Raw genomic sequence first — 22,122 nt, 5'->3', positions numbered from 1 at the left:
TTAACTTTCTTTAACACTGCCGCGGCCGTGAGGGACGGCCGCGGGTTTTGCCAACTCTATTTACCTGCTGACAATGTAATGGATACTGTAAATGATAGAGGTCCAAAGGATCGATCCGGCGATGACAGTGAAAATGACTGCACCAATAAAGGAAACGTCCTTTGCGCTTGCTTGGGTTACTGCGGTTCTCATCGAGGCATTAGTTGCTTTTTATAGATTTCTACTTTTTTAAATAATTCGAGAATATTGGTTACTTCCAGTTTATCAAAAATCCTTGCTTTATAAGTACTTACCGTACTCTCTTTGATATTCAGATCAATTGCAATGTCTTTTGTCCATTTACCGATCAGGAGCATATCCATTATTTCAAGTTCCCTGTTGGACAATGTTTCGATCGGGCTTTGCTTGCGGTCCTTTTCCAGTAAGCTGTTACTAACCAGCTGGTGTTGAATTACATTGCTGATATACGTCCCTCCATTTAGTACGGACGTTATGGCCTTTTCAAGTTCGTCATTGGAAGAATCCTTTGGCAAATAGCCGCTTGCGCCTGCCTTGAAGTAATGCAATGCATACAATTCCTCATCCTGCGAAGAATATACCAATATTTTTACCTTTGGTTGAACAGCCTTGATCTTACCGATCATATTCAACCCCTCGCCTCCCGGAATTTTAATATCTAAAATAACGAGATCGAAAAATCTGGTCTGCAAATGTTTCAGTGTTTCATTAAAGGTACCTGCCTCCACAATAGTCACAGTCGGAACAAAATCTTCAATCAGCATCCGCACGCCCATTCTGACAATTGAATGATCCTCAACTAGTAAAACTGTTTTCATCAAACTTGATTAAATGTTACCAGTCTTAAAGTTAATGGATTGCCCCGAATTATAGATGTAGAGAATTAACTACAATGGATTATTTTTCGAAAAAATAATATGAATCGCCGTTCCTCTGGGTTCGAAAGGAACTGCATGTAGTTTAGCCCTTAGTAGTTCACTGATTTCCTTTACAATCAGCAAGCCCATTCCGAAGCTCTGCGGGTTGTCGTCCGGCCCCGGGACTTTGGCCGGGCTATTGATCCAGTTCATGATTTCCGGGCTCATTCCCTGGCCGTCATCGCAAACTAAGATATGCAATTCATTGCGGTAGTCTTCGAACTTCACGATGATATTGCCTCCGGAAGTTACCTTGTTGGCGTTATCGATCAGGTTATGCAACACGATTCCTACCAGCTGCACATTACTCTTCACGATAACGCCCGGTGCAACTTCGTTGACCAGGGTATTAGAGTTTGCGACGGCCTGTGCGGAAAAAATCTCAAACGTCTGAGCAACCAACTCACTGACATCCAGATAGGTAAAGGTAATACCGGTATTCTTATATCTGAATTCGGTGTATTCAAGCAGGTTCTTCATAAAATTATACAGCCTGTAACTCGATTGGCTGATCGCCCGCACAGTTGGCAAATCGGGATGGCTCGTGGCGAGCCGGCCGGTCGTAATCATTAAAAATCGCAGAGGACTTTTAATGTCATGAGAAATACTGGCCAGCAAATGCTTTTGATGAACAAGTTCCTCATGCTGCTTTTGCTGCAGTTTCTCTTGCAAATTCAGGTTCTCCGTCAATTCCATCGTACGCGCATCCAAAGTCCTGATCGTTTCATTGAAAGCACTGAAAAAACAATAGTGTATGAGGATGAAAAATATCAGATCATTAACCAGGAGCAGTCCAACCGCGATATTATCCGAGCCAGCCGGGCCGAGCCGTATCTGAGAGCCGACCTGGTGACCGGTCAGCATAAATACGATGAATGCAGTCAGAACGACCAGAGAATATGCAATACCCCAGCGATTTCCCAATCCATAAAAGGCACACAGCACCAGTATGGCGGCATATTGAAGGGTAACCACGTCAATGGATTTGTCGAGTATGAACAGATTTGTCCACACGATCCCCATAAATATCAAAACCGCAGTGTGTATCGCCTTACGCCACTGCAAACCCACCGAAAGCGCGATGTAAAAAAGTATAGAGATGATCAGGAGCGCACCTACTCTGAATGTCTGCGGTGTGTAGTCACGGGACAGGTAGAAGGCAAGCAACATTCCCGTGGAAACGATCCTGAGGTGGAGCACATAAGCCAACACTTTAATTCGCAGCCGATGAAGTGTATTTGTTTCAATTGCGAGCTGCTTGCGGACAGGCCATTCCAGAAATGCTAAATTCATGTGCGGCAAATTAGGTAATCAGGCCTCATTACCGTCATGTATATACGACAAGTGCCCTTCCAAATCTACCCAAAAAAGCAATATGAAACGTAGCGAAATTGCTACAACTGAAAAAACAGCTATCTACATTGAATGTGTGTTTGCCGTTGTATAATTGTAACATGTTTCAGGTTCAGAATCGGAAGTCCTTCAAACGATGTTCGTCCGATCCGGGGCCGTATCGAAATATGTTATAAACGTTGAGTATATCTTACACCTTCCGGTACATGCTGTGAAGGTGTTTTGTTGTAATAACTGCGCGGTACAGAAGAAGAAAGAGGAACGAGAGCAGCATTGTTGCGCAAAAATCGTAAGCGCCGGTATTGAACTTTTGAAAGAAGCCAGGAAGCGGCAGGCGAACCCTAGCTGTTTGCGCCGGGATTTTCTTTCAGTAGTCTTTTAGACTTTTTCACCTCTCCTGGTGTGAACTCCCCATTTATCCATCTTACAAAATTTTTGGATTGTACCTGGTACACCTGTGCAGACAAGGGTTTAAGGTCGGACTTTTCAATTTCTAAAAGATAATCCGCAAGGAGCCTGTTAATCTCGTCCAAGTACTTACTTTGTGTTTTCATGCTGATCTGTTATTGGGGTTAACTGACAAAAAGAATTTTTCCAATACGAAAGCTGGCATTCTGACTATCCAACTGGTTGCAAGTATAATTTATTCATTTTATTCAGTTCTGCTTTTTGTGGTAACAATGGCAAATTCAAGGGTTAAGCAGGCTGTTCATGGGGCAGAAATCTCTAATCGTCAAATCCTTTTACGGCGCCCTCAACTTCTACTACAAGTCGCTGTCTGTCACCAACTACCGATTAACGGGCTGCTGCGGCCCTAACATATAGGAAGATATTTATAGGATTATTTCTACTCGCCAATTTAAAACATTTCACTCCCGCACAGGAAAAGGTTCAGTTTGAAATTGAAGTAGTCGGAAGCAAAAATAAGAGTAATAATCTAATCGGGTGATTTTATTAATATTTATGAAATGGACAATTTAAAGATTGTTTTCGGGGTAACAACAAGAAAAAGCGGTGCCGCCCGGAACATCATCCGTGCGGCACCGCTTTTTTCATGGCCAATAACAGCTTACTTTTTTTGCCTCAAATACACATTATTGCTGATCGATTCTAGTCTTACATCCGGGCCGCCGCCTCGGATTGTACCTTCAAGAAGGTATCCGACAATGGGGCTTTTTTCATGCTTGTTTTTGAAGTCAATGTTCAGATCAGAATACACCTCGCCGGTAATGGTCTTCATCGCCACATTTGCCCCATTTGTTCCCGACCAGTTCATATCAACGTAACCGCTGATCGTTTTTGCTGAAACCGCTGAATTCGCTCCTTCGATGTCAATATTACCGTCGATCGTTTCCAGTTTGAGCCTCGCGTTCTTTGGCAAAAAGACCTGGTAGTTAATTGTTTTGCACAGATAGCGTGTTACCCCATCCTTGTCTGTCCAGTTGCCACTTTTCGACTCAGGGCAATCCGACTTTAAACTCTGTTTTAAGATTTCCTGATCAAAGTCGGTGCTGAGCTTCACTTCCTCAGAAGTTTGGCTGGTTTCGATGGTCAGCGCATCGTTCAGCCGGCCACCGTTGATGGTAATATCCATTTTTACAAGCGCATCCGGTTTGTCCCAGTAACGCACGGTGATGCTATCGGCAAATTTCAGCCCAAGGTTCACGGTCTGGCCGCTTTTGTAGGGCAACGTTTTGTCAACCTTTTTTTGCGCAAAAGCAGATGTTGCGAGCAGGCAAATGCATAGGATTTTGAAATAATCTTTCATGTTCATGGCTGTTTTTATTTCTGTTTACGAATATAAATATTGCTGCTGATCGTATTAAGCTGTAATTCAACCCCTCCTCCATTTGTACTGCCTTCAATATTCCCTCCTCCTCCCACACGGGAAAGCCCTTCTTTTGAGCTTTTCACCCCCAGCTCAAAATCGGTATACATTTCACCGTTGATAGACCTGAGTTTCATATCGGATTTCGCGGTGGCAGGCAGTGACACGTCTATCTCGCCACTGATCGATGAAATAGCAGTGGGTTTGGACTGGCTCAGATTCGAGAAAACCACATTAACATTTCCGCTGGTACTATTCGCGACAACCGGGCCGGTTACATTGTTCAGGTTGATATTCGCGCCATTAGTCCGGATTTCGAGATCACCACTCATATTATTGACCACCAGTTTTGACCCACCCTGCCAGTTGGTTTCCTGAAACAATACTCCCGCCTGTTTCGGTATGCGGATCGTGTATTTCACCTCTTTTCTCGTCACTTTTTCGATCTTCACGACATTGCCCTCACTCGTCACTGAAAGCCCTATCCCCGTGTTATCCACGCCGGTATAGTAAAGTGGCTTTAATCCCTTGGCACGCTCGGGTGGCGCTTCGAAACCCGATGAAGCCTGAATGACCAGATCATCAGAAGCGCCGCCTTCGATCTTCACGTCGGCAGCAGCCATCTCCATGACCACCTTCTTGTCCTTCGAATTGGCCAGTTTTGTTTTAAACTCGCGGGTCTGCCCCTGCACGCTGGCAAGGCAAAACAATACCCCTACACACATTAACAGTGTCTTTTTCATGGTTTTTGATAAAAAATAATGGTACTATGATTGATTTTCAAGCCAGCCCCTTACAGGCTGCGGACATTGACATTATTAAGCTCACTGATTCCCTGCTCAGCTTTGAGGCGGACCACTTCCATGACTTCCTGGTTTTGCGCAAGCTGCACAAATTGATCGTTAGCGCGCTTTTCCCTGAGTGCCACCAAAGCTTCGATCAGCGAAATCTGGATATTGGGGTCTGTTTGAATGGCCAGAGAGCGGATCAACGCTTCATTTACCTCTGGTTCATTCTCAAAATGCAGCAATGCCTGACAAGCCGCAAGCCTTACATTAATGTTAGGGTCAAAATTGAGAGTGTTGATCAAAAGCTGAGTGGTTTCCCTGTCGGCATTGGATAGCTCATAACTTTTATTAACCGCCTGAATGCGTTCGCTGGCGGAAGTGCCGGACATCTTCTCAAACGTGAGCACATTTTTCATTGCATTGACAGATGCCTCATCAGCTGCATCGGCAACATGGCCGTCGTTTTTCCCGCTTTGGAAAACATATCCCCCGGAAAAACCGACGAGAAGCAGTACCAGACCCGCTGCAATCCTCGCCACCCAGCCTGTGAACCTCCGAACAGGCCCCTGCTGTGGTGGGTCGAGCCTGGCTGCCAGTCCGCTTGTGAAGGTCAGGGACGGATACTCGTTTCTAGCATCCGTAAAATAACCGAACTGTGCGGCGTGACTTGCGAGGTGATCAGGCACATTTTCTTCACTGAAAAACCTTTTGAGTTCTTTTTCTTCCTCAATACTGGTTTCACCCTCGTAATATTTTTCTAACAGTTTTTCAATATCCATTTTCATAATTGCTCGCTTTAAGGTAGCTCTCACGCAGTTTCTGCCTCGCCCTTGAAAGTATCACGCGAATGTTGGCGTTGCTCAGGCCGGTTACTTCTTCAATTTCTTCGAATGAATACTCCTCCACGTCACGCAAATGAAGCACCAGCTTATGCTGTTCAGGTAAACCACCAATCAGCTGGTGGATCAGTCTTGAACTATCGCTGCTTTCCAGTAGCGCATAAGGCGATTGTTCGCCTGCCTGCACTTCTGTAATATCTGAACCGCTTTCCATTTTTTGGTTCCGGTGAGATTTCAATCTGTCCAGGCAGAGATTTTTTGTCATTTGCACCGCCAGCGCTTCTATACTCTGATAAGTTTCGAGCTGCTGTCTGTTCGTCCACAACCTAAGCAACACATCCTGGATGGCGTCCTCTGCCTCTTCCCGGTTGCGAAGAAACATCTGCGCTAATCGGAAAAGGCGACCCTGGACGGGCAAAATACGTTGATTGAAGGTTTGTAAATCCATTTCAATGACAAAGACGATTGAGTGTGATATTCGTTACAAATCCTTCGAATATTTTTTCAGGGACGTCCGGTCGCGAACAGAAAGCGTCCACATTCAAACAGCTAAACCCGGCCCAATCCTTCAACAACGCCACAAAAGCGGCTTTTGACTTTGGCAGGACATTTGAATTTGCCATTGTTGGTGTTGTCACCAACAACATCCGACAAAGCGCCGGTGACAACACCGGCACTGGCGTGAAACAAAGTGCCGGCCAAGTGAATATAAAATACAATCATTTCCGCCATTGTTGGTGTTGTCACCAACAACATGCGACAAAACGCCGGTGACAACACCGGCACCGGCGGAAAACAAAGCGCCAGCAACAAGTGAATATGAAATACGATCATTTCCGCCATCCCGCCATTGTTGGTGTTGTCACCAACAACATGCGACAAAGCGGCGGTGACAACACCGGCACCGGCGGAAAACAAAGCGCCAGCAACAAGTGAATATGAAATACGATCATTTCCGCCATCCCGCCATTGTTGGTGTTGTCACCAACAACATGCGACAAAGCGCCGGTGAAAACACTGGCTCTGGCGTGAAACAAAGCGCAGGGCCAAGTGAATATGAAATACAATCGTTTCCCGCCATTGTTGGTGTTGTCACCAACAACATACGACAAAGCTGCGGTGACGGCACTGGCGTGAAACAAAGTGCCGGCCAAGTGAATATGAAATACAATAATTCCCGCCATTGTTGGTGTTGTCACCAACAACATGCGACAAGCGCCGGTGACAACATCGGCACCGGCGTGAAGCAAAGTGCCGGCCAAGTGAATATGAAATACAATAATTTTATTTAGAAATTTAGCTTTTAAAAACAGACTCACCCCTATGAAACTCCCGCTCATTCTGCTACTGCTCGCCTGCTGCGCAAATATGGCTTTCAGTCAACCCGACTGTACATCAAAAGCTGTTCAGGACAGTTTATTTAGGGAATTTTCAAAAAGGGCTGATAACTACGCGATTGAAGATCCTGCACGGGGGCAGATTTACGATTCACTTATTTCAATTTGTCCCAATATCTCAGAAACCTACCAGGAAAAGGCGCTTGGGTTTATCGCAAGCCGGGACTTCGAGCAGCTTTTCGCAAACATTGACAAGGCTGTGGAACTTGAAACAAACCGCTGGCTCCCCTATCGCGGATATCTGCATTGCATTCTCGCTAAAAACTATGAAAAAGCAATTGCTGATTTTGAGACAGCCGAGCAAACAATGCCGCATGCATTCACGATGGACCATACTTTTTCATTTTTTATCGCGATGGCTTATCTGGGATCTGGTGACCTGGAAAAAGCGGAGCAATACTTTTTAAAAGATATTGCAACGCAGAAGCGCGGTGAAGGGAAGAACGATATTCATTATAACACCTTACTGTATTTCGGAATTACGTACTATCTGGCCAATGAACTGGATAAAGCCCAGGAGAAGTTCAGCGAGTGTTTACAGCAATATGAACAGCATCCCACTGCTAACTATTATATGGGCCTCGTCATGAAAGTGACAGGCAACAGGCAGCACCAGGTCTATTTCCAAAAGTCCAGGCAATATCTGGAAGAGGGTTACCAGATCAACGAGCCAAATTCGCATTATGTACCGTACCCCAGACAGGTAACCCTCGCCGATCTCGACAAATATTGATCACGAAAATTTCGCTTCGATCCAGAGTGCGGCAAAGCAGGTTATCAATAATGCAAGCCAGAACCAGTCCGGCAATCTGGCGGTAACACCTTTTAGATTTTCCCGGTCTCCTTTAAGTCCGGACAGCTGATTTTCATAGGCATTTACAAAATCCCTGACTTGCGAAGTGCCGGCAAAGTCTGAGGTTTCTTCAACAAATACTTCGGCATTCAAAGAATCCCCCAATGAGATCCATCCGCTTGTGGCAGGTATGAGTGCCCCGTTTTTTGCATTTTCGTTAAAAGGTGATGGGGCTGTAAATAGTGTGTCCGCCCCCCATTTCAAAAGGTTGCCTCCGGGCTTCACATTGTTTAGTTCAATTTGATTCTGGCTTCCGGCGATTACGGGGGCGACGATACCAATACCATTTTCCTGCACCGGACGCAGATATGCAAGTATTTGGCCCCAAACTTTTTGATACCCCATACTATCACCAGCCAGCTGCATTGGAAAAGTCTCATTGAGCAAACTAACCGCCACTTTCCCGGTACGCTTTTCTACCGCGACCGGGAAACCAGGAATTTCCAGCTGCCCCGGCGAAGCAGCAAATCCAAATGGAAGCGCAGTAAGCCCGGCCGAAACATCCACTATCGATTCATTCGAAATCTTTCGAACCTTAAAATGAGTACCTAAGGCAGTATTGATTAGTGAAAGCTGGGTCGCAGGATCTTCAAAACCAAGGAACAGAATGCTCGCCCCACCGGACACAGCCTTTCGGATTGCGGGATCCTTTGCATTTCCGGGAGTAGTTACAAAAAGCTCCGGCACTTCTGCCCTATTGATCTCGACAGACGCCTTCAAATCCCTGGAAATCAACGCGTCATAAGTCACCGCATTTCCATTTTTTCCCAGCCAGGCAGCGAGATTTCGCGTTTCAAAATCAGGACTTTCGAGTTTAAACCTCACTGCTAGCGGCTTTACCTGCCGTGCAAAAAACCTGAGCGTATCTACCGGTTCACCGGCCAGATCAAGTATTACCGCAGTACGGCCCTGTGCGAATGCGGGAAAGTCAATCCTGAAATCATTCATTCCAGGATTCAAGATAACACTATCCAGCACATTAGCTCCAAAAGAAACCTTTAATACCTGCTTTTTCGAAGATTCAATACTGCCATGGATCGCCTGCATGGCTCCGTGATCCAAAACCCCTTTCCAATTTAACCGGCGTAATTCGTCCGGGCTGAAATAAGGAATCCATTTCAGAATAGGTCGGCGGTGCGACAGTTGCAGACCGGCGAAAACGGATTGCGGTATTTGCTGTCCAAAAAGCACCAGCGTATCAGGTACTTTTTTCCGAAGCGATATCGGAGGCAACAATTCACTGTTTGGCAAGCTGTCCCTTAAACTTTCTATCGCATTCCGTGGCACTTCACTTCCGGCGACAATCCCGGTTAGGGATCGCATTGGCCAGCTGAAATAAGGCTGTAAAATAAACGCAATCAGGCTCAGCCAAAGCAATACATTCAAGCAAATTTTTAAACGCAGCCTGCTCGCCGACCGGATTTCGACTCTTTTAAGAAGCAGCCACAATTGCAAGGGCAGCAGCACAATCGCCAATACCAGCACAAGCAGGCTCCACGTATCCGACAAGTCAAAGTCTAATTGGATCATTTAGTGTGGGTTTGTCGCTAATGCATTTTTTTCCAGAAGGCATCTTCCAGCTTTTTGCTGCTGGAATAGCCACTTCTGGTTTGCAGGGCACGATTGGAATATTTGTAAAGTTCCGTCTTCAACTGCTGCTTTTCGGCATTTGAAATGGTCTTGCCGCCAGCCAGCTTCTGTAATGCTGCAATTGTTTGCCAAAGCCGCGTAGCGCTTTTCGTAGGTTCCGCATTCAGCAGCCTTTCACTGAGCGCATTACCGGCCAGCTGTAATTGCGCCTGCTGTTGTTTCCGTATTGCTGTCTGGTCCAGAAAACCAAGTACTTCGGCTGCAAGCTGCGCCGTTGTTTTCTCGCGATATTGCTTTTTGGTATTAAAATCAGCCGCCAGCTCTTTCAATTCGCCTGTCAGTCTCTTTTCATTTTGTTTGATCGGCGGCGGATCGTAGCCGCTTTTCTTCACATAGGTACGCGCCTTTTGTTGCGCGGTTTTGAGGTATTCGAGCGCCTTGTTTTCAAATGGAAGCGCCTTTTCCGGCTCATAAGTGCGCAAATGCAGCTCCGATTGCCACATTTGTTCCAAAGCCATTTTCAGCAGGCTGCGTGTCGACTGTTCGTAAAAAGTATTTGTTTCAGCGTCATCGTGCGAGTGGGTGTACTGTTCCATCAAAGCAGCCAGCGGATCTTTGGAGTCAGTACCGTCAGCTGGCTTTCCGTGGTCGTGATGGTCGTGGTCGTGCTTTTCACTTGCCGGTTCTGTTGCCCGTTCGGCGGCACCTTCACCGGTTCCATCGGAATGGTGCGTAAATGCGTCGACGATATTGCCGCCTTCCTCAGGTATCGCGCCTCCGCCTATATTAGTCTCAAATTCTTCACCTAAATACTGTCCGTAACGCAGCCTGAGCAACTTTTGATCATATCCAATCTCATTGGAAGCACTATTGAATGCCTGTTTTGAAAGCTTTTTTTGTCGCGCCAGCAGCTTCTCGGTATCAATGATAATCTGTCGCTGACTACGGAAATACTCGGGCATAATATTCACGGCCATGGTGGCCAGCTCAGCTTCTTCAATTTGCGCAGTATCCTTATATACAATGAAATAAGTATCTGATTTGGTAAAATTTGCCTCTGGCTTTCTATTGTCAGCCGCGGCCCAGTAGTAGTACAGCTCGTCACCCGGCGAAAAATTTAATCCTTTGAGATCGATGGTTTTTTGAATCGTGGCTTCCTTAAACTGCCCGGGCGAAAGAGGAAATTTTATCTCCCGAAACTTCACATTTTCCCCCGCGCCACGCGCCACAGTGGCAACGATAAATGCCTGACTTACCTGAAAATCGTCCGATATTTTGGCAGAAATTCTAATTGATTTGCTGTCTTTCAAAAAGTGATATTGGTAAAGCTCTTTCGACGCAGGTTCGATTTGGGGCGGTAAATCGGGTACCGCTTCCAGCTTATAAAAGTCAGACTGATAAAAGAGCGAATCCTTGTAATAGGCTTTGATCGTGTACAAACCGGAGCCGGTAACCGCGTCTGCATATTCAAAAGAGCCTGCTTTTTTCAAAAATGACACTTCTTCGCCGCGCATATTCGCGAGTTTCACGGCAACCTTTTCCGCATCGTCAAACGCCACATTCCACCGCAGCCGCGAGCCTGCCAATGTACTTACGTTGAGATCCGCAGACTCCCGCGCCGGTAGGCGACTATAAGCAGGCGGCTGGATAAAGACACTTGCAGAAGCCAGTGCAGGCAGTTTTCGAGGATTTTCTTTTGTCGAAAAAACCTTCTTCAAAACATCACTTTTTGTAACAGCTGCGCTGGGTTTTATTTGAGGATAAAATAAATAAACTGCCGCAGCCGCAAGCACAATAACCGTATAGGATCTTAATGGTGTGTATAATTTCAAATGGGAGAACTTCGCTGACCGTGCGCCAATCCGTTCCAGTTGCATTCGCTCTGCTATATTAAGCTCCTCTTTTTCAAGTAAATGCAAACTAAATTCCGTTTCAGCGCTGTATCTGTGGATCAGAATGATAGCTGTCTGCTTTTTATTTTGATACAAACCTGTGCGCCAAATTCCGAACACGAGCGCTACTAAACCCGCAATTCCTGCATAAATATCCGGCACGAACGTAGCGACAAACAAATATGCAGACGCAGCAAGCAATATGCATCGGATCCCGCTGACCAGATACAACTGATTTCTAACCTTGCTGACCAGTTTCCGCCAATTATCCATAACTCGCCGGGGTTGATTTCCGTAATGCAAGCCACCTTTCAAGCATCGTCAAGAGCACAAGTAACAGCAGCAGCCAGCGCCTGAGCGAATCAGCGGCAAGCTCGGCAGCCGGTTTTACCTCGACAAACCTGCCTTGCAACTGCCTGATGCTCAGTAATCCGCCATTTTCATTCAAACCATAGTGCGTCGTCATAATTTCTCCCAGCCACTCAGGCAATCTTCCATTCTGAACAAGTTCAGAAGCAGATAGCCGCAAAGAATCAGGCAGATAATGCACATTTCTCTCGTGCTGAACTGGACTGGCCTGGCCAGAAATTACATAAAGCGATTGCGGATTGACAACGCCCGGTACCTGGTCGGACAATACCCAATCGTACTTTTTGCCCGCAGTTTCCTTTTCATCCATGTTAAAAGGAATCTGATAAACTTCTCCCAACGCACCAATAGCTGCCTTCACGGTTTCCCCTTCAAGACTATTTTGAAATCTGACCAGAACATCAAATTTACCTGAATGCACAGGTGCCTCGGCAAAACGATACCCCGCGGGTTCTGCCGCAATTTTATGCAAAATGCCGGTTTGCGGATCAATTGCGAGCTTTTCTTTGCTGTTAATCGCCAAATAGGGCAGCGTCCCGCCGCTTGCCGGATCCGTTGCCGGGTGCAAGCTAAATACACCAGGCACATAGATTTTGGGATAGTTGAGTAACTTCTGGCTTGAATTAAGGTAAATCTTGTATTTCACACCGGGTTCCGACACGGTATTAATCGTATTTTGAAGAAAGGATACCGGATTGTTAACCCTTGGAATATCGCCGGTTGTTTTCATTTCAGCAGCCTCCTTATTGATCCAAATCACTTTTTCTCCGGCTTTCTTTGCATTTTCAAGTTCGAACCGATAGTTATTGACCACAGCCGGATCGGGTTCAACAATATGTACCGTTCTATCGGCAGCGCTATTTTTCAAATTATTTAAGATTGGCTGGCTGAGGATCAATGCGAGCAGCAAAACCAGCAGACAGCGGATCAGTGATAGTAAAATTTCGTGCAAACGGATACCCCGGTGTTTCAAAGAGGTTTCATCAAAAAGCCAGCGAGAAGCCGCCCATTCGATTACTTCTCCCTTTTTTTGATACCAGAAATGGATTGCAATAGGTAAAATTACCCCCGTAGCCCCCCATAACATCCAGGGTTGCAAAAATTCCATCAGCCTTTTCTTTTGGTTAAAAATGCTTTCAGCACCATTCCGATCGGGTCTGTCAGTCTCACGGTAATCAAATGCACTTGTGGCAGTTGCAGTTCAGTTTTGAGGTTTTCGAGATAGCTTTCCAGCGCGTTCCTGAATCTTTCCCGGACAGAGCCTGCATCCAGCTCTACCTCCCGGCCGGTTTCCAGATCTTTGAAACGATAAAAACCTTCCAATGAAAACGCGGCTTCCTGTTCGCCTAAAATCTGAAAAATAATGATCTCACGATGCGGATTAGCGAGCGAGCGGATCACTTGCAGCCACTCGTTATCTGCCTGTAAAAAGTCGCTTGCGAAAATCAGCTGCTCTTTCTTGCGCGATTGCAATTCCAAAAGCTTGCTCCCCTCAGCTGCTTTCCACGCTCCGGAAGCAACCGCTTTTTCCAGTCCGACCAATATTTTCTGGAAAGCCTGGCGCCCTGAGCCGCCCGAACCTGTGGCGCTCAAAGTTTCGACAATCCCGTTTTTCAGTGCATACAGGCTCATTTGGTCATTTTGAATATAGCCCAGATAAGCCAGTGACGCGAGCAGGATCTGCGCATATTGCAGGCGGCTCACCCCATTTTCACTGTAACTCATGGAGCCGGAAAGATCTAATACAAAGCGGACCTGCCGGTTGCTTTCGGTAGAAGATTCTCTGACCAAATGCTTATTGGTACGTGCAAACAGCTTCCAGTCAATGCGTTTCGGGTCATCCCCCGGCTCGTAGTGCCGATACTGCTCAAACTCGATACCAATACCCGAGCGCTTGCTGGAATGGATCCCAAGCATCAACTCCTCACTAACCAGCTTGCCGGCTAGTTGCAGGTTTTTGAGCTTGATGAGCTGTGACGCCAGTAAACCGGTTTGCTTTTGCATTGGTATTGGTTTCACCTCTGGATGGGTGTTCTTGATTGTAGCTTAGTTTGAAAAAATCCCTTTTCAGGGGGCGGAGGGTACTAGCCTAAGCAACTCTCCTACCACCTGATCGCTAGTAATATTTTCCGCTTCGGCCCTGAAATTCATGGCGATACGATGACGGAACACCGGGTAAGCGAGCGTTTGAATATCTTCCGGAACTACCGCAAAACGTTCATTTAAAACTGCCCTGGCTTTTGCACACAATACGAGCGCCTGGCCAGCGCGCGGGCCTGCTCCCCAATCGCACCATTCTTTCACGAAGTCCGACGGCGTGCCTTCCGGTCTTGTAGCGCGTACGAGTTTGTTAATCCAGACAATCAGCTCGTCGCTGATATGCACCTGCCGCACCAGACTTTGAAGATCGCGGATATCTGTGTCCGAAAGTATGCGTTCAACCTTTGCTCGTTGCGCCCCCGTCGTGGTTTTCAGTACATCGAGTTCCTCCTGTTCGTTGGGGTAGCTCAGTTTGATATACAACAAAAACCGGTCTAGCTGCGCTTCCGGCAGCGGATAGGTACCGGCCTGCTCGATCGGATTTTGGGTGGCGATGATCAGGAACGGGTCGGGAAGCTGGTAATTATCACCTGCGTAGGTTACGCTTTTTTCCTGCATTGCTTCGAGCAGCGCAGCCTGCGTTTTGGGCGGGGTACGGTTAATTTCGTCGGCCAGGACTACATTGGCGAATATCGGCCCGCGGTTGAATTTGAAAAATTTCTTTCCCGTTTCGTGGTCCTCTTCCAGTATCTCGGTTCCCACAATATCACCCGGCATTAGGTCCGGTGTGAATTGTATCCGCTTAAAACTCATATCCAGCGCCTCTGACATGGTTTTAACCATCAAAGTCTTCGCCAGCCCCGGCACACCTTCCAGCAGACAATGCCCCGAAGCCAGCAGTGAAATCAGTATTTCATCAATAGCCTCCCGCTGCCCGACGATAACCTTGGCGATTTCCGTCTTCAACAAGGGAAGCTTTGCGACTAACAATCTGTAATGTTCCGGCGAAGTATTCAATTTAAATTAGTGACTTGGTGGATATTGTTTAGGATTTTGTTCGAAATGGTTCAGGGTTGTTTTTGCGCTTTTGTTGGTGTGTTAGCCTTTGTTGGTGTGTCAGCCTTTCTTCAGCCTTTGTTGGTGTTGTCACCAACAACTTGCGATCCGCATATCGGTTGCCGGTGACAACACCGGCAAAGGCTCCTCCCTTCCTCCCCCTACCCCCCCATCAACGCATAAACCACAATATTAACCCCAAATCTCGTATTATCGACAGCCAGAAACCGCTTGTTACGGAAATCGTAATCCCATTCGCAGCCATAATCTTTGTTGCTGTACAACACGCCGATGCGACCGTTGATGGTGATTGCTTTGAGGTAATCGTGTACGAGGTCGTCGCCCCAGCCGTTTAATTCAAATGAGGTCGTTGGGGGGCCGTCTTCGAATTTGAAGAAGGCTGAGTAAATAGGGTGATTGTTCGGGATCTTCTGTAAAGCTTTCGGCCCAAATGTTCGCTCCATTTCCTGTTCAAAGGATTTGGCAAAAAGCCCGTCAATATCGTGGTTACAATCGTCAACAAAAACGAAGCCGCCATTCTGAACGTACCGGCGGAAATGGTCGCGTTCCTGTGTCGAAAATTCAACCAATTTGTGCCCGCTCAGGTAACAAAATGGACTTTTGAAGATTTCATTGCTATTCAGCTGCACGATCTTTTCCTTTTCATCGATCGGTATCGTAGTATATTCAACCAGCGAATGCAACAGGTTGGAAGGCATTCGCTGGTCGGTGTCCCAGTTTCCCGATGTGTATTGAATACGTGTGAAAAAGAAAGGCTTCAATACTTAAACCGCGTCCGAAAGTGATGAAAATGTAAATTCCCTGATTTTCATAGGCGGTATCAAATAGTTCCGTTCGGATTCGGTACTCACCACCCGCTCTGCCTTACCCAGGGTTTCGAGGTTATTAAGCATGATCACAGGACTTTCGTTAAAACGGAAGTTCTTGACCGGATGTTTGATAACGCCGTTTTCTATATAAAAAGTACCGTCGCGGGTGAGTCCGGTCAATAGTAAAGTTTGCGGGTCCACTTCGCGGATGTACCATAGTTTTGTTACCAGAATCCCCTGCTTGGTAGACTTGATCATTTCCTCCATCGTGGCCGTACCGCCTTCCATGATCACATTACTAGGGAAAGGAACCGGCTTAACATTGTTTTTTTGTGCCCAGTAGCGGGAATAGACCATATTTTTCACCACGCCTTTCTCGATCCAGTTCATTTTATTGATCGGCAGCCCCTCTCCCGACCAGGGTGAGCCCGGCAGGTCAGGATTGGACGGGTCAGAATAAATATTGACCCTTTCGTCGACGATCTTCTCATTCAGCTTCGTTTTTCCGCCTGGCTTGCTTAAGAAAGACCTTCCTTCGTCGGCACTTCTTGCGTCTAAATTAAAAAATATGTTTTCCAGCAAAACAACGGCGGCCGTCGGTTCCAGGATCACGGTATATTTACCCGGCTCCAAAGCTTTCGCACCCACTGATCCTTTCGATTTCTGGACAGCGATCTTCGTAGCAGCTACGGTATCGAGCTTTTTAGAATCACTATAACCCCTTGCTACATAACCAGATCCGGTTCCGTCGGGAGTTCTTACAGTCAATGAAAAATTGACGTTGGTGCTGGGGTAATAGGCGAAAAGCCCCTTTGAATTCATCATCGCCGAATACCCTTTCTGGTTATCCAGGAAACCGGCCGCTGTCAGGTTTTCTGACCGGGTTATATCGAGGCTGTTACCAACTGCACCGGCACGGAAATCTGCATTGATTGCGGCTGTGGAATCAAAAAAACCGGTGCTTTTCTGATAAGTCTGCGGTTCAAGCACACTGACATATTCAGGGTTTTCGGGTGCCAGCTGGGCGAGCTCTTCGGACCTTTTTACAACTTTTTGTATGGATTCGTCACTGAATTCGTCGATCGTCGCAACTCCTACTTTTTTACCAAATGCGGATTGGACGGATAGGTTTTGGTTGATCAGCGAGCCGCTGGTGGACACCTCGTTCCTTGCGTAGCGGATGTTCCCTCTTTCTTCCCCCAAAATATTCACCTCACATTCATCCGCTTTGGAGTAACTCAGCACTTTCTGCAACAATGCCTTCGCTTCTGATTCTGATAAAATGATTGACATGATATTTTAATTTTGAATGATTGATTGAATGGCCGGGGTTGCCGGTTCTATGGATGGTTTCTGAATGACTGAGTGATTAATTCTAAAATTCAATCATTCAGTCATTCAGTCATTCAGTCATTATATCTTCCTCGCTGTATTAATCACATTCACTCCATTAAAACGGGCCGTCGAGCTGCCGTGCGAAACCGCGCTCGATTGCGACGGCTGACCTTTTCCGTCAAAGAAAGATCCGCCCAGACGATAGTCCTTTTCATCGCAGACCTGTACACACGAATTCCAGAATTCCTGCGTATTGGACTGATAAGCCACATCTTTCAGCATTCCGACAATTTTTCCGTCCTTAATTTCATAGAAAAGCTGACCGCCAAACTGGAAATTGTAACGCTGCTGGTCTATTGAAAAAGAACCGTCACCGATAATGTAAATGCCCTTTTTCACATCCTTTATCATTTCATCTACCGACAGAGGCGTTTTTCCGGCAGCCAGCGAAACATTCGGCATTCTTTGAAACTGAACAGAACTCCAGCTGTCGGCGTAGCAGCAACCATGCGATTCCTTTTCGCCGATAATATGCGCCTGGTCGCGGATCGCCTGGTAGTTAACCAGCACACCGTCCTTCACCAGATCCCACTTTTTGGTATTCACACCTTCATCATCCCAACCTACCGCACCCAGCGAGCCTACCTGTAATTTGTCGGCGATCAGATTGACCTGCTTGCTGCCGTACTGGAAATTTTTAGATTGCCACTTATCCAGCGTCGCGAAAGAAGTGCCTGCAAAATTAGCTTCATAGCCCAGTACCCGGTCCAGTTCCAGCGGGTGACCAACCGACTCATGGATGGTCAGCCAGAGGTGGGAAGGATCAAGGATCAAATCATATTTACCAGCCTCGACCGATTTGGCAGTCAATTTATCTTTGGCCTGTTTTGCCGCCGCGGTAGCATCTTCCAACATATCATAACCCATATTATAGCGGGTCGTAATGCCGGTTACCTTGTCGGCAGGGTTGGATTGTAAATAGTCATAACCCATTCCCATTGGCGCACTCAATGCATTTCTGGTTTCAAATTTCCCGCTTTTCGGATCAATGGTCGTGATATTGAATATCGGCCAGATCCGGTGTACATCCTGATCGATATAAGATCCGTCTGTGGAAGCAAAGTACTTTTGTTCATTGACCAGAAAAAGGATCGAATTGACGTAGTTTGCGCCATTTTTCATCGCTGCATCATTGACCGACAGCAGCAGATCGACCTTTTCTTTAATAGGTACCTCGAATCCATTCTTCTTGATCGGCGCTTTCCAGCTCACCTCGCCAAACCCTTTCTGGGGAGCGAGCTGAACAGGTTCTTTCATCAGCCTGGCATTTGCCTTCGCGATCGCCACCGCATCCTCCGCGGCTTTCGCCATCTGGGCTTCGTTATTTACATCGACCACCGCCGCAAATCCCCAGCAGCCGTTTGCGATCACGCGCACCCCTACCCCATAGGATTCCGTATTGACGATATTCTGCACCTTTTCCTCGCGGGTGATGACGAATTGATTGAGGTACCTGCCAATGCGCACATCCGCATAGGAAGCGCCTTTGGCCTTGGCAGCATTGAGGGCGGCATCCGCCAGCCGCTTTTTTACAGCTACGTCGACGCCGGGTTCCAGGAACGCTTCCGGCGAAACGCTTCTGCCCATTGCAAGGCCGGGTAACATGAACGCTCCGGTCCCTAACCCAGCCAATTGAATGAAATCTCGTCTTTTCAAGGTATGTATATGTTTGCTAATAGTGACGGGGATTGATTTGAAATACAGCAGATCATAAGTTAATAAAAAGCACAGCCACATTCAAAAGCCTTATTATGTGTGGCTGTGATTGTGTTTAAATGGTCAAACGTTTTAGACTGCGTCCGAGAGGCTTGTAAATGTAAAGTCCCTGATTTTCATCGGTGGTACCAGGCTTCCGCCCGCCCGCACCGGCTTGCCGATCGCCTCCACGTTATTGAGCATGATCACCGGGCTTTCGTTAAACCGGAAGTTTTTGACGGGATATTTGATCTGCCCATTTTCAATATAAAACGTACCGTCGCGCGTCAAACCTGTATATAATAATGTTTGTGGATCCACTGCGCGGATATACCAGAACCGGGTTACCAGAATACCTTTTTCCGTGCCTTTGATCAAATCCGCGATGGACTCATTTCCGCCCTCGAATATAAATCCTCCTGCCGGCGGAGTCGCTTTAACACCTTGCTTTTCAGCCCAGAAACGAGAATAGGACATATTTTTTACCACTCCGTTTTCTACCCAAACCACTTTTTCCTGCGGCCTGCCATCGAAGCTGTACGGCGAACCCGGGATTTCGGCATTCATCGGATCTGAGTAAATGGTAATGCGCTCGTCGAACAACTTTTCGCCCAGTCGCGTACCGCCTCCTTTTTTGCCCAAAAAGCTCCTGCCTTCGTCGGCGCTGCGGGCGTCGAGGTTACGCGTAACGTTCAACAGCAGGTCCGCTGCTGCTGTGGGTTCCAGGATCACGGTATATTTTCCCGGCTCCAATGCCTTTGTATTCACGGAGGCCAGCGCCTTTTGCATTGCAATCTCGGTCGCCGAAGATGTATTCAGTTTCGAAGCGTCGTTGAAATCTCGTGACACATAACCCGATCCCTTTCCATCCGCCGTGCGGACCGTGATCGAAAAGTCGACGGATGTGCTTTTGTTGTAACCAAAAAGGCCTTTGTTGTTTCCCATCGCCGAAAATCCGGCGCTGTCTTCCATATACCCCGCAGCCGTCAGGTTCTTTTTTACGCAGGGATCAATGCTGTTAAATGCGGCCTGAGCGCGGTAATCGGGGCTAATAGCAGCTGTACTCTCTGCAAATGCTTTGCTTTCCTGGTATTTTTGGGCTCCCAGCATGGGCACATATTCCGGATTGTCCGGCGCCAGTTTCGCAATTTCCTCGGCCCGGCGCACTGTTTTTTCCAGTGAGGCATCATCGAATTCATTGATAGTAGCAGTCCCCGATTTCTTGCCGTAAACCGAAGTGACGGAAAGCGAAAGGTCCGAAGTTTCACCACTGGTAGAAACCGAATTTCTCGCATACCGGATATTACCCGTGCGATTGCCCGACAATCCAACGCTAATCTCGTCCGATTTGGAAAATGCCAGGACCTTATCTATTATTTTCTTTGCTTCTTCTTTGGTTAAAATAGCCATAGTTAAAGATTGCTTTAGCTTTTAGCCGTTAGCTTTTAGCTGCCAGTTTTACATTCATTCATTCAGTCATTCAATCATTAGATTTAAATCTTCCTCCCCGTATTAATCACACTCACCCCGTCGAATCTCGTTGTGGAGCTGCCGTGGGAGACTGCGCTGATCTGACCGGGTTGTCCTTTTCCGTCGAAAAATGAGCCGAAAGTGCGGTAATCGTCTTTGTCGCAAAGCTGCGTGCACGAATTCCAGAATTCCTGGGTATTTGATTGGTAAGCGACATCATCGAGCATTCCGGTGATTTCTCCGTTTTTGATCTCGTAAAAGACCTGCCCGCCAAACTGGAAGTTATAACGTTGCTGATCAATAGAATACGAGCCTCTTCCGATAATATAAATACCTTTTTCTACTCCTTTGATCATATCCAACACACTCCGCTTTTCCGAACCTGGTCTAAGGGAAATGTTGGGCATTCTTTGAAATTGTACCGATGACCAGTTATCTGCATAACAGCATCCGTGAGATTCTTTCTCTCCTATTATTTTCACCTGATCGCGGATCGCCTGATAGTTGACCAGTATACCGTCTTTAATAATATCCCACTCCTTGCAAGGCACTCCTTCATCGTCATAACCGACCGCGCCGAGCGTGTGCGCCTGCGTTTTGTCCGCAACAATATTGACGAGCTTGCTTCCGTAAGCGAAATTTTTGGATTGCCATTTATCCAGCGTGGCAAAGCTGGTACCTGCATAATTAGCCTCGTAACCTAATACCCGGTCGAGTTCCGTTGGGTGCCCTACGGATTCGTGGATCGTCAAACCGAGGTGGTTTGGATCGAGTACGAGATCATATTTCCCCGCCTGTACAGACTTTGCAGTCATTTTTTCCTTCGCTTGTTTGGCTGCTACGATCGCATCTTCGACCATATCGTAGGAATTCCGGTAGCCTATTAATCCATTTGGCCCCGCGATCTTTTCTGACGCCAGTCCGTCAAGGTATTCATAGCCCATTCCCATCGGCGAGCTGATCGCGTCGCGGGTTTTGAACTTGCCTGCGGCTTTGTCGGTAACGGTTACCGTAAATGTGGGCCACACCCGGTGAATGTCCTGATCGATGAAAGAGCCGTCGGAGGAAGCGAAGTATTTTTGTTCGTTGATAAAAAACAGATTGGAAGTAACGAAGCTGGCGCCATTTTCCATCGCTTTTCCGTTCACATTCATCAGCAGGTCTATCTTCTCCCGGCTTGGAATTTCGAATGCATTTTTAACAATAGGCGTTTTCCAGGTTTTGTCGCCTACCCCGCTTTGCGGCGCAAGCTCGACCGGTTCTTTCTGAAATTTTGAATTGGCTTTCGCAATCGCCACCGCAGTGGCAGCACATTTGGCAATGCCGTCGGGCGTAACGTCGCTGGTGGCCGAAAACCCCCAGGTACCGTTTGCAATCACACGGATCCCGATCCCGTAGGATTCTGCATTGATAATATTCTGCACTTGCTTTTCCCTGGTGAAAAGGTACTGCTGCAAGTATCGTCCGATACGCACGTCGGTGTAAGTGGCGCCTTTACTTTTGGCCGCATTCAGCGCGACTTCGGTCAGTTTCTTTTTTGCCGGCGCATCCATCCACGGATCGAGTAATTGCGCTTCGTGGACGGAGCTGCCCATAACCGGTATATTGGGGAGCATCAATGCGCTCAATCCCACACCGGACATCTGCATGAAATCTCTTCGTTTCATTTGATAAAGTTTGGCCTTTCGAAATAAAGATGAAGGATAATTTTGTGTAGGAAAGGCTGCACAATGTAATCAATATATTTTTTTACCAAATGTTGCTTTGGCAATTTTTTTCGGAGAAAGGCAAT

20 protein-coding genes are annotated in these 22,122 nt (G+C 47.0%); 2 read left to right on the top strand and 18 right to left on the bottom strand.

The window, feature by feature from the left end; translation table 11 throughout:
• Window positions 1–188: 188 nt before the first annotated feature.
• The 8 genes from FXO21_RS21195 to FXO21_RS21160 form a co-directional block, all read right to left on the bottom strand.
• Complete coding sequence (locus FXO21_RS21195; protein WP_149641950.1) at window positions 189–836, bottom strand: response regulator; 648 nt, start codon at window positions 834–836, stop codon at window positions 189–191.
• A 69-nt stretch (window positions 837–905) separates the two neighbouring features.
• Complete coding sequence (locus FXO21_RS21190; protein WP_149641949.1) at window positions 906–2,228, bottom strand: sensor histidine kinase; 1,323 nt, start codon at window positions 2,226–2,228, stop codon at window positions 906–908.
• A 401-nt stretch (window positions 2,229–2,629) separates the two neighbouring features.
• A complete protein-coding gene (locus tag FXO21_RS21185) occupies window positions 2,630–2,842 on the bottom strand; it encodes a hypothetical protein (RefSeq protein WP_149641948.1) in 213 nt (70 codons plus the stop codon).
• A 515-nt stretch (window positions 2,843–3,357) separates the two neighbouring features.
• A complete protein-coding gene (locus FXO21_RS21180; protein ID WP_149641947.1) occupies window positions 3,358–4,056 on the bottom strand; it encodes a DUF4097 family beta strand repeat-containing protein in 699 nt (232 codons plus the stop codon).
• A 14-nt stretch (window positions 4,057–4,070) separates the two neighbouring features.
• A complete protein-coding gene (locus FXO21_RS21175) occupies window positions 4,071–4,859 on the bottom strand; it encodes a DUF4097 family beta strand repeat-containing protein (RefSeq protein ID WP_149641946.1) in 789 nt (262 codons plus the stop codon).
• Window positions 4,860–4,909: 50 nt separating this feature from the next.
• Window positions 4,910–5,689 (bottom strand): HEAT repeat domain-containing protein, encoded by a 780-nt coding sequence (locus FXO21_RS21170; RefSeq protein WP_149641945.1) that lies wholly within the window; start codon window positions 5,687–5,689, stop codon window positions 4,910–4,912.
• Complete coding sequence (locus FXO21_RS21165) at window positions 5,673–6,191, bottom strand: RNA polymerase sigma factor (RefSeq protein WP_149641944.1); 519 nt, start codon at window positions 6,189–6,191, stop codon at window positions 5,673–5,675. Before FXO21_RS21165 ends, FXO21_RS21170 begins: the two co-directional genes overlap by 17 nt.
• A gap of 101 nt (window positions 6,192–6,292) precedes the next feature.
• Window positions 6,293–6,661: a hypothetical protein gene (locus FXO21_RS21160; RefSeq protein WP_149641943.1), complete on the bottom strand. Its 369-nt coding sequence runs from the start codon at window positions 6,659–6,661 to the stop codon at window positions 6,293–6,295.
• A gap of 20 nt (window positions 6,662–6,681) precedes the next feature.
• Here FXO21_RS21160 and FXO21_RS21155 point away from each other — a divergent pair, with 20 nt between their 5' ends.
• Both FXO21_RS21155 and FXO21_RS21150 read left to right on the top strand, forming a co-directional pair.
• A complete protein-coding gene (locus FXO21_RS21155; RefSeq protein WP_149641942.1) occupies window positions 6,682–7,035 on the top strand; it encodes a hypothetical protein in 354 nt (117 codons plus the stop codon).
• A gap of 31 nt (window positions 7,036–7,066) precedes the next feature.
• Window positions 7,067–7,873 (top strand): tetratricopeptide repeat protein, encoded by an 807-nt coding sequence (locus FXO21_RS21150; RefSeq protein WP_149641941.1) that lies wholly within the window; start codon window positions 7,067–7,069, stop codon window positions 7,871–7,873.
• On the opposite strand, the gene FXO21_RS21145 is transcribed toward FXO21_RS21150, so the two are convergent.
• The 10 genes from FXO21_RS21145 to FXO21_RS21100 form a co-directional block, all read right to left on the bottom strand.
• A complete protein-coding gene (locus FXO21_RS21145; RefSeq protein ID WP_149641940.1) occupies window positions 7,874–9,523 on the bottom strand; it encodes a hypothetical protein in 1,650 nt (549 codons plus the stop codon).
• A gap of 17 nt (window positions 9,524–9,540) precedes the next feature.
• Window positions 9,541–11,748, bottom strand: a complete 2,208-nt coding sequence (locus FXO21_RS21140; RefSeq protein ID WP_149641939.1) for a DUF4175 domain-containing protein — start codon at window positions 11,746–11,748, stop codon at window positions 9,541–9,543.
• Complete coding sequence (locus FXO21_RS21135; protein ID WP_149641938.1) at window positions 11,741–12,952, bottom strand: BatA domain-containing protein; 1,212 nt, start codon at window positions 12,950–12,952, stop codon at window positions 11,741–11,743. Before FXO21_RS21135 ends, FXO21_RS21140 begins: the two co-directional genes overlap by 8 nt.
• Complete coding sequence (locus tag FXO21_RS21130) at window positions 12,952–13,848, bottom strand: DUF58 domain-containing protein (protein WP_149641937.1); 897 nt, start codon at window positions 13,846–13,848, stop codon at window positions 12,952–12,954. Before FXO21_RS21130 ends, FXO21_RS21135 begins: the two co-directional genes overlap by 1 nt.
• Before the next feature lie 63 nt (window positions 13,849–13,911).
• Window positions 13,912–14,850 (bottom strand): AAA family ATPase, encoded by a 939-nt coding sequence (locus tag FXO21_RS21125; protein ID WP_225865784.1) that lies wholly within the window; start codon window positions 14,848–14,850, stop codon window positions 13,912–13,914.
• A 251-nt stretch (window positions 14,851–15,101) separates the two neighbouring features.
• Window positions 15,102–15,722 (bottom strand): DUF4159 domain-containing protein, encoded by a 621-nt coding sequence (locus FXO21_RS21120; RefSeq protein WP_149641935.1) that lies wholly within the window; start codon window positions 15,720–15,722, stop codon window positions 15,102–15,104.
• 3 nt (window positions 15,723–15,725) lie between these two features.
• On the bottom strand, window positions 15,726–17,063 hold the full coding sequence (locus FXO21_RS21115; RefSeq protein WP_149641934.1) for a TldD/PmbA family protein: 1,338 nt from the start codon (window positions 17,061–17,063) through the stop codon (window positions 15,726–15,728).
• 120 nt (window positions 17,064–17,183) lie between these two features.
• Window positions 17,184–18,821 (bottom strand): TldD/PmbA family protein, encoded by a 1,638-nt coding sequence (locus FXO21_RS21110; protein ID WP_149641933.1) that lies wholly within the window; start codon window positions 18,819–18,821, stop codon window positions 17,184–17,186.
• A gap of 132 nt (window positions 18,822–18,953) precedes the next feature.
• Window positions 18,954–20,270 (bottom strand): TldD/PmbA family protein, encoded by a 1,317-nt coding sequence (locus tag FXO21_RS21105; RefSeq protein WP_149641932.1) that lies wholly within the window; start codon window positions 20,268–20,270, stop codon window positions 18,954–18,956.
• 83 nt (window positions 20,271–20,353) lie between these two features.
• Window positions 20,354–21,997: a TldD/PmbA family protein gene (locus FXO21_RS21100; protein WP_149641931.1), complete on the bottom strand. Its 1,644-nt coding sequence runs from the start codon at window positions 21,995–21,997 to the stop codon at window positions 20,354–20,356.
• Window positions 21,998–22,122 lie beyond the last annotated feature (125 nt).

Origin of the sequence: Dyadobacter sp. UC 10, assembly GCF_008369915.1 — a bacterium.
In the GTDB taxonomy this organism is placed as follows: domain Bacteria; phylum Bacteroidota; class Bacteroidia; order Cytophagales; family Spirosomataceae; genus Dyadobacter.
Note: the sequence above shows the minus strand (reverse complement) of the source record. Positions and strands in the feature narration are given on the sequence as shown.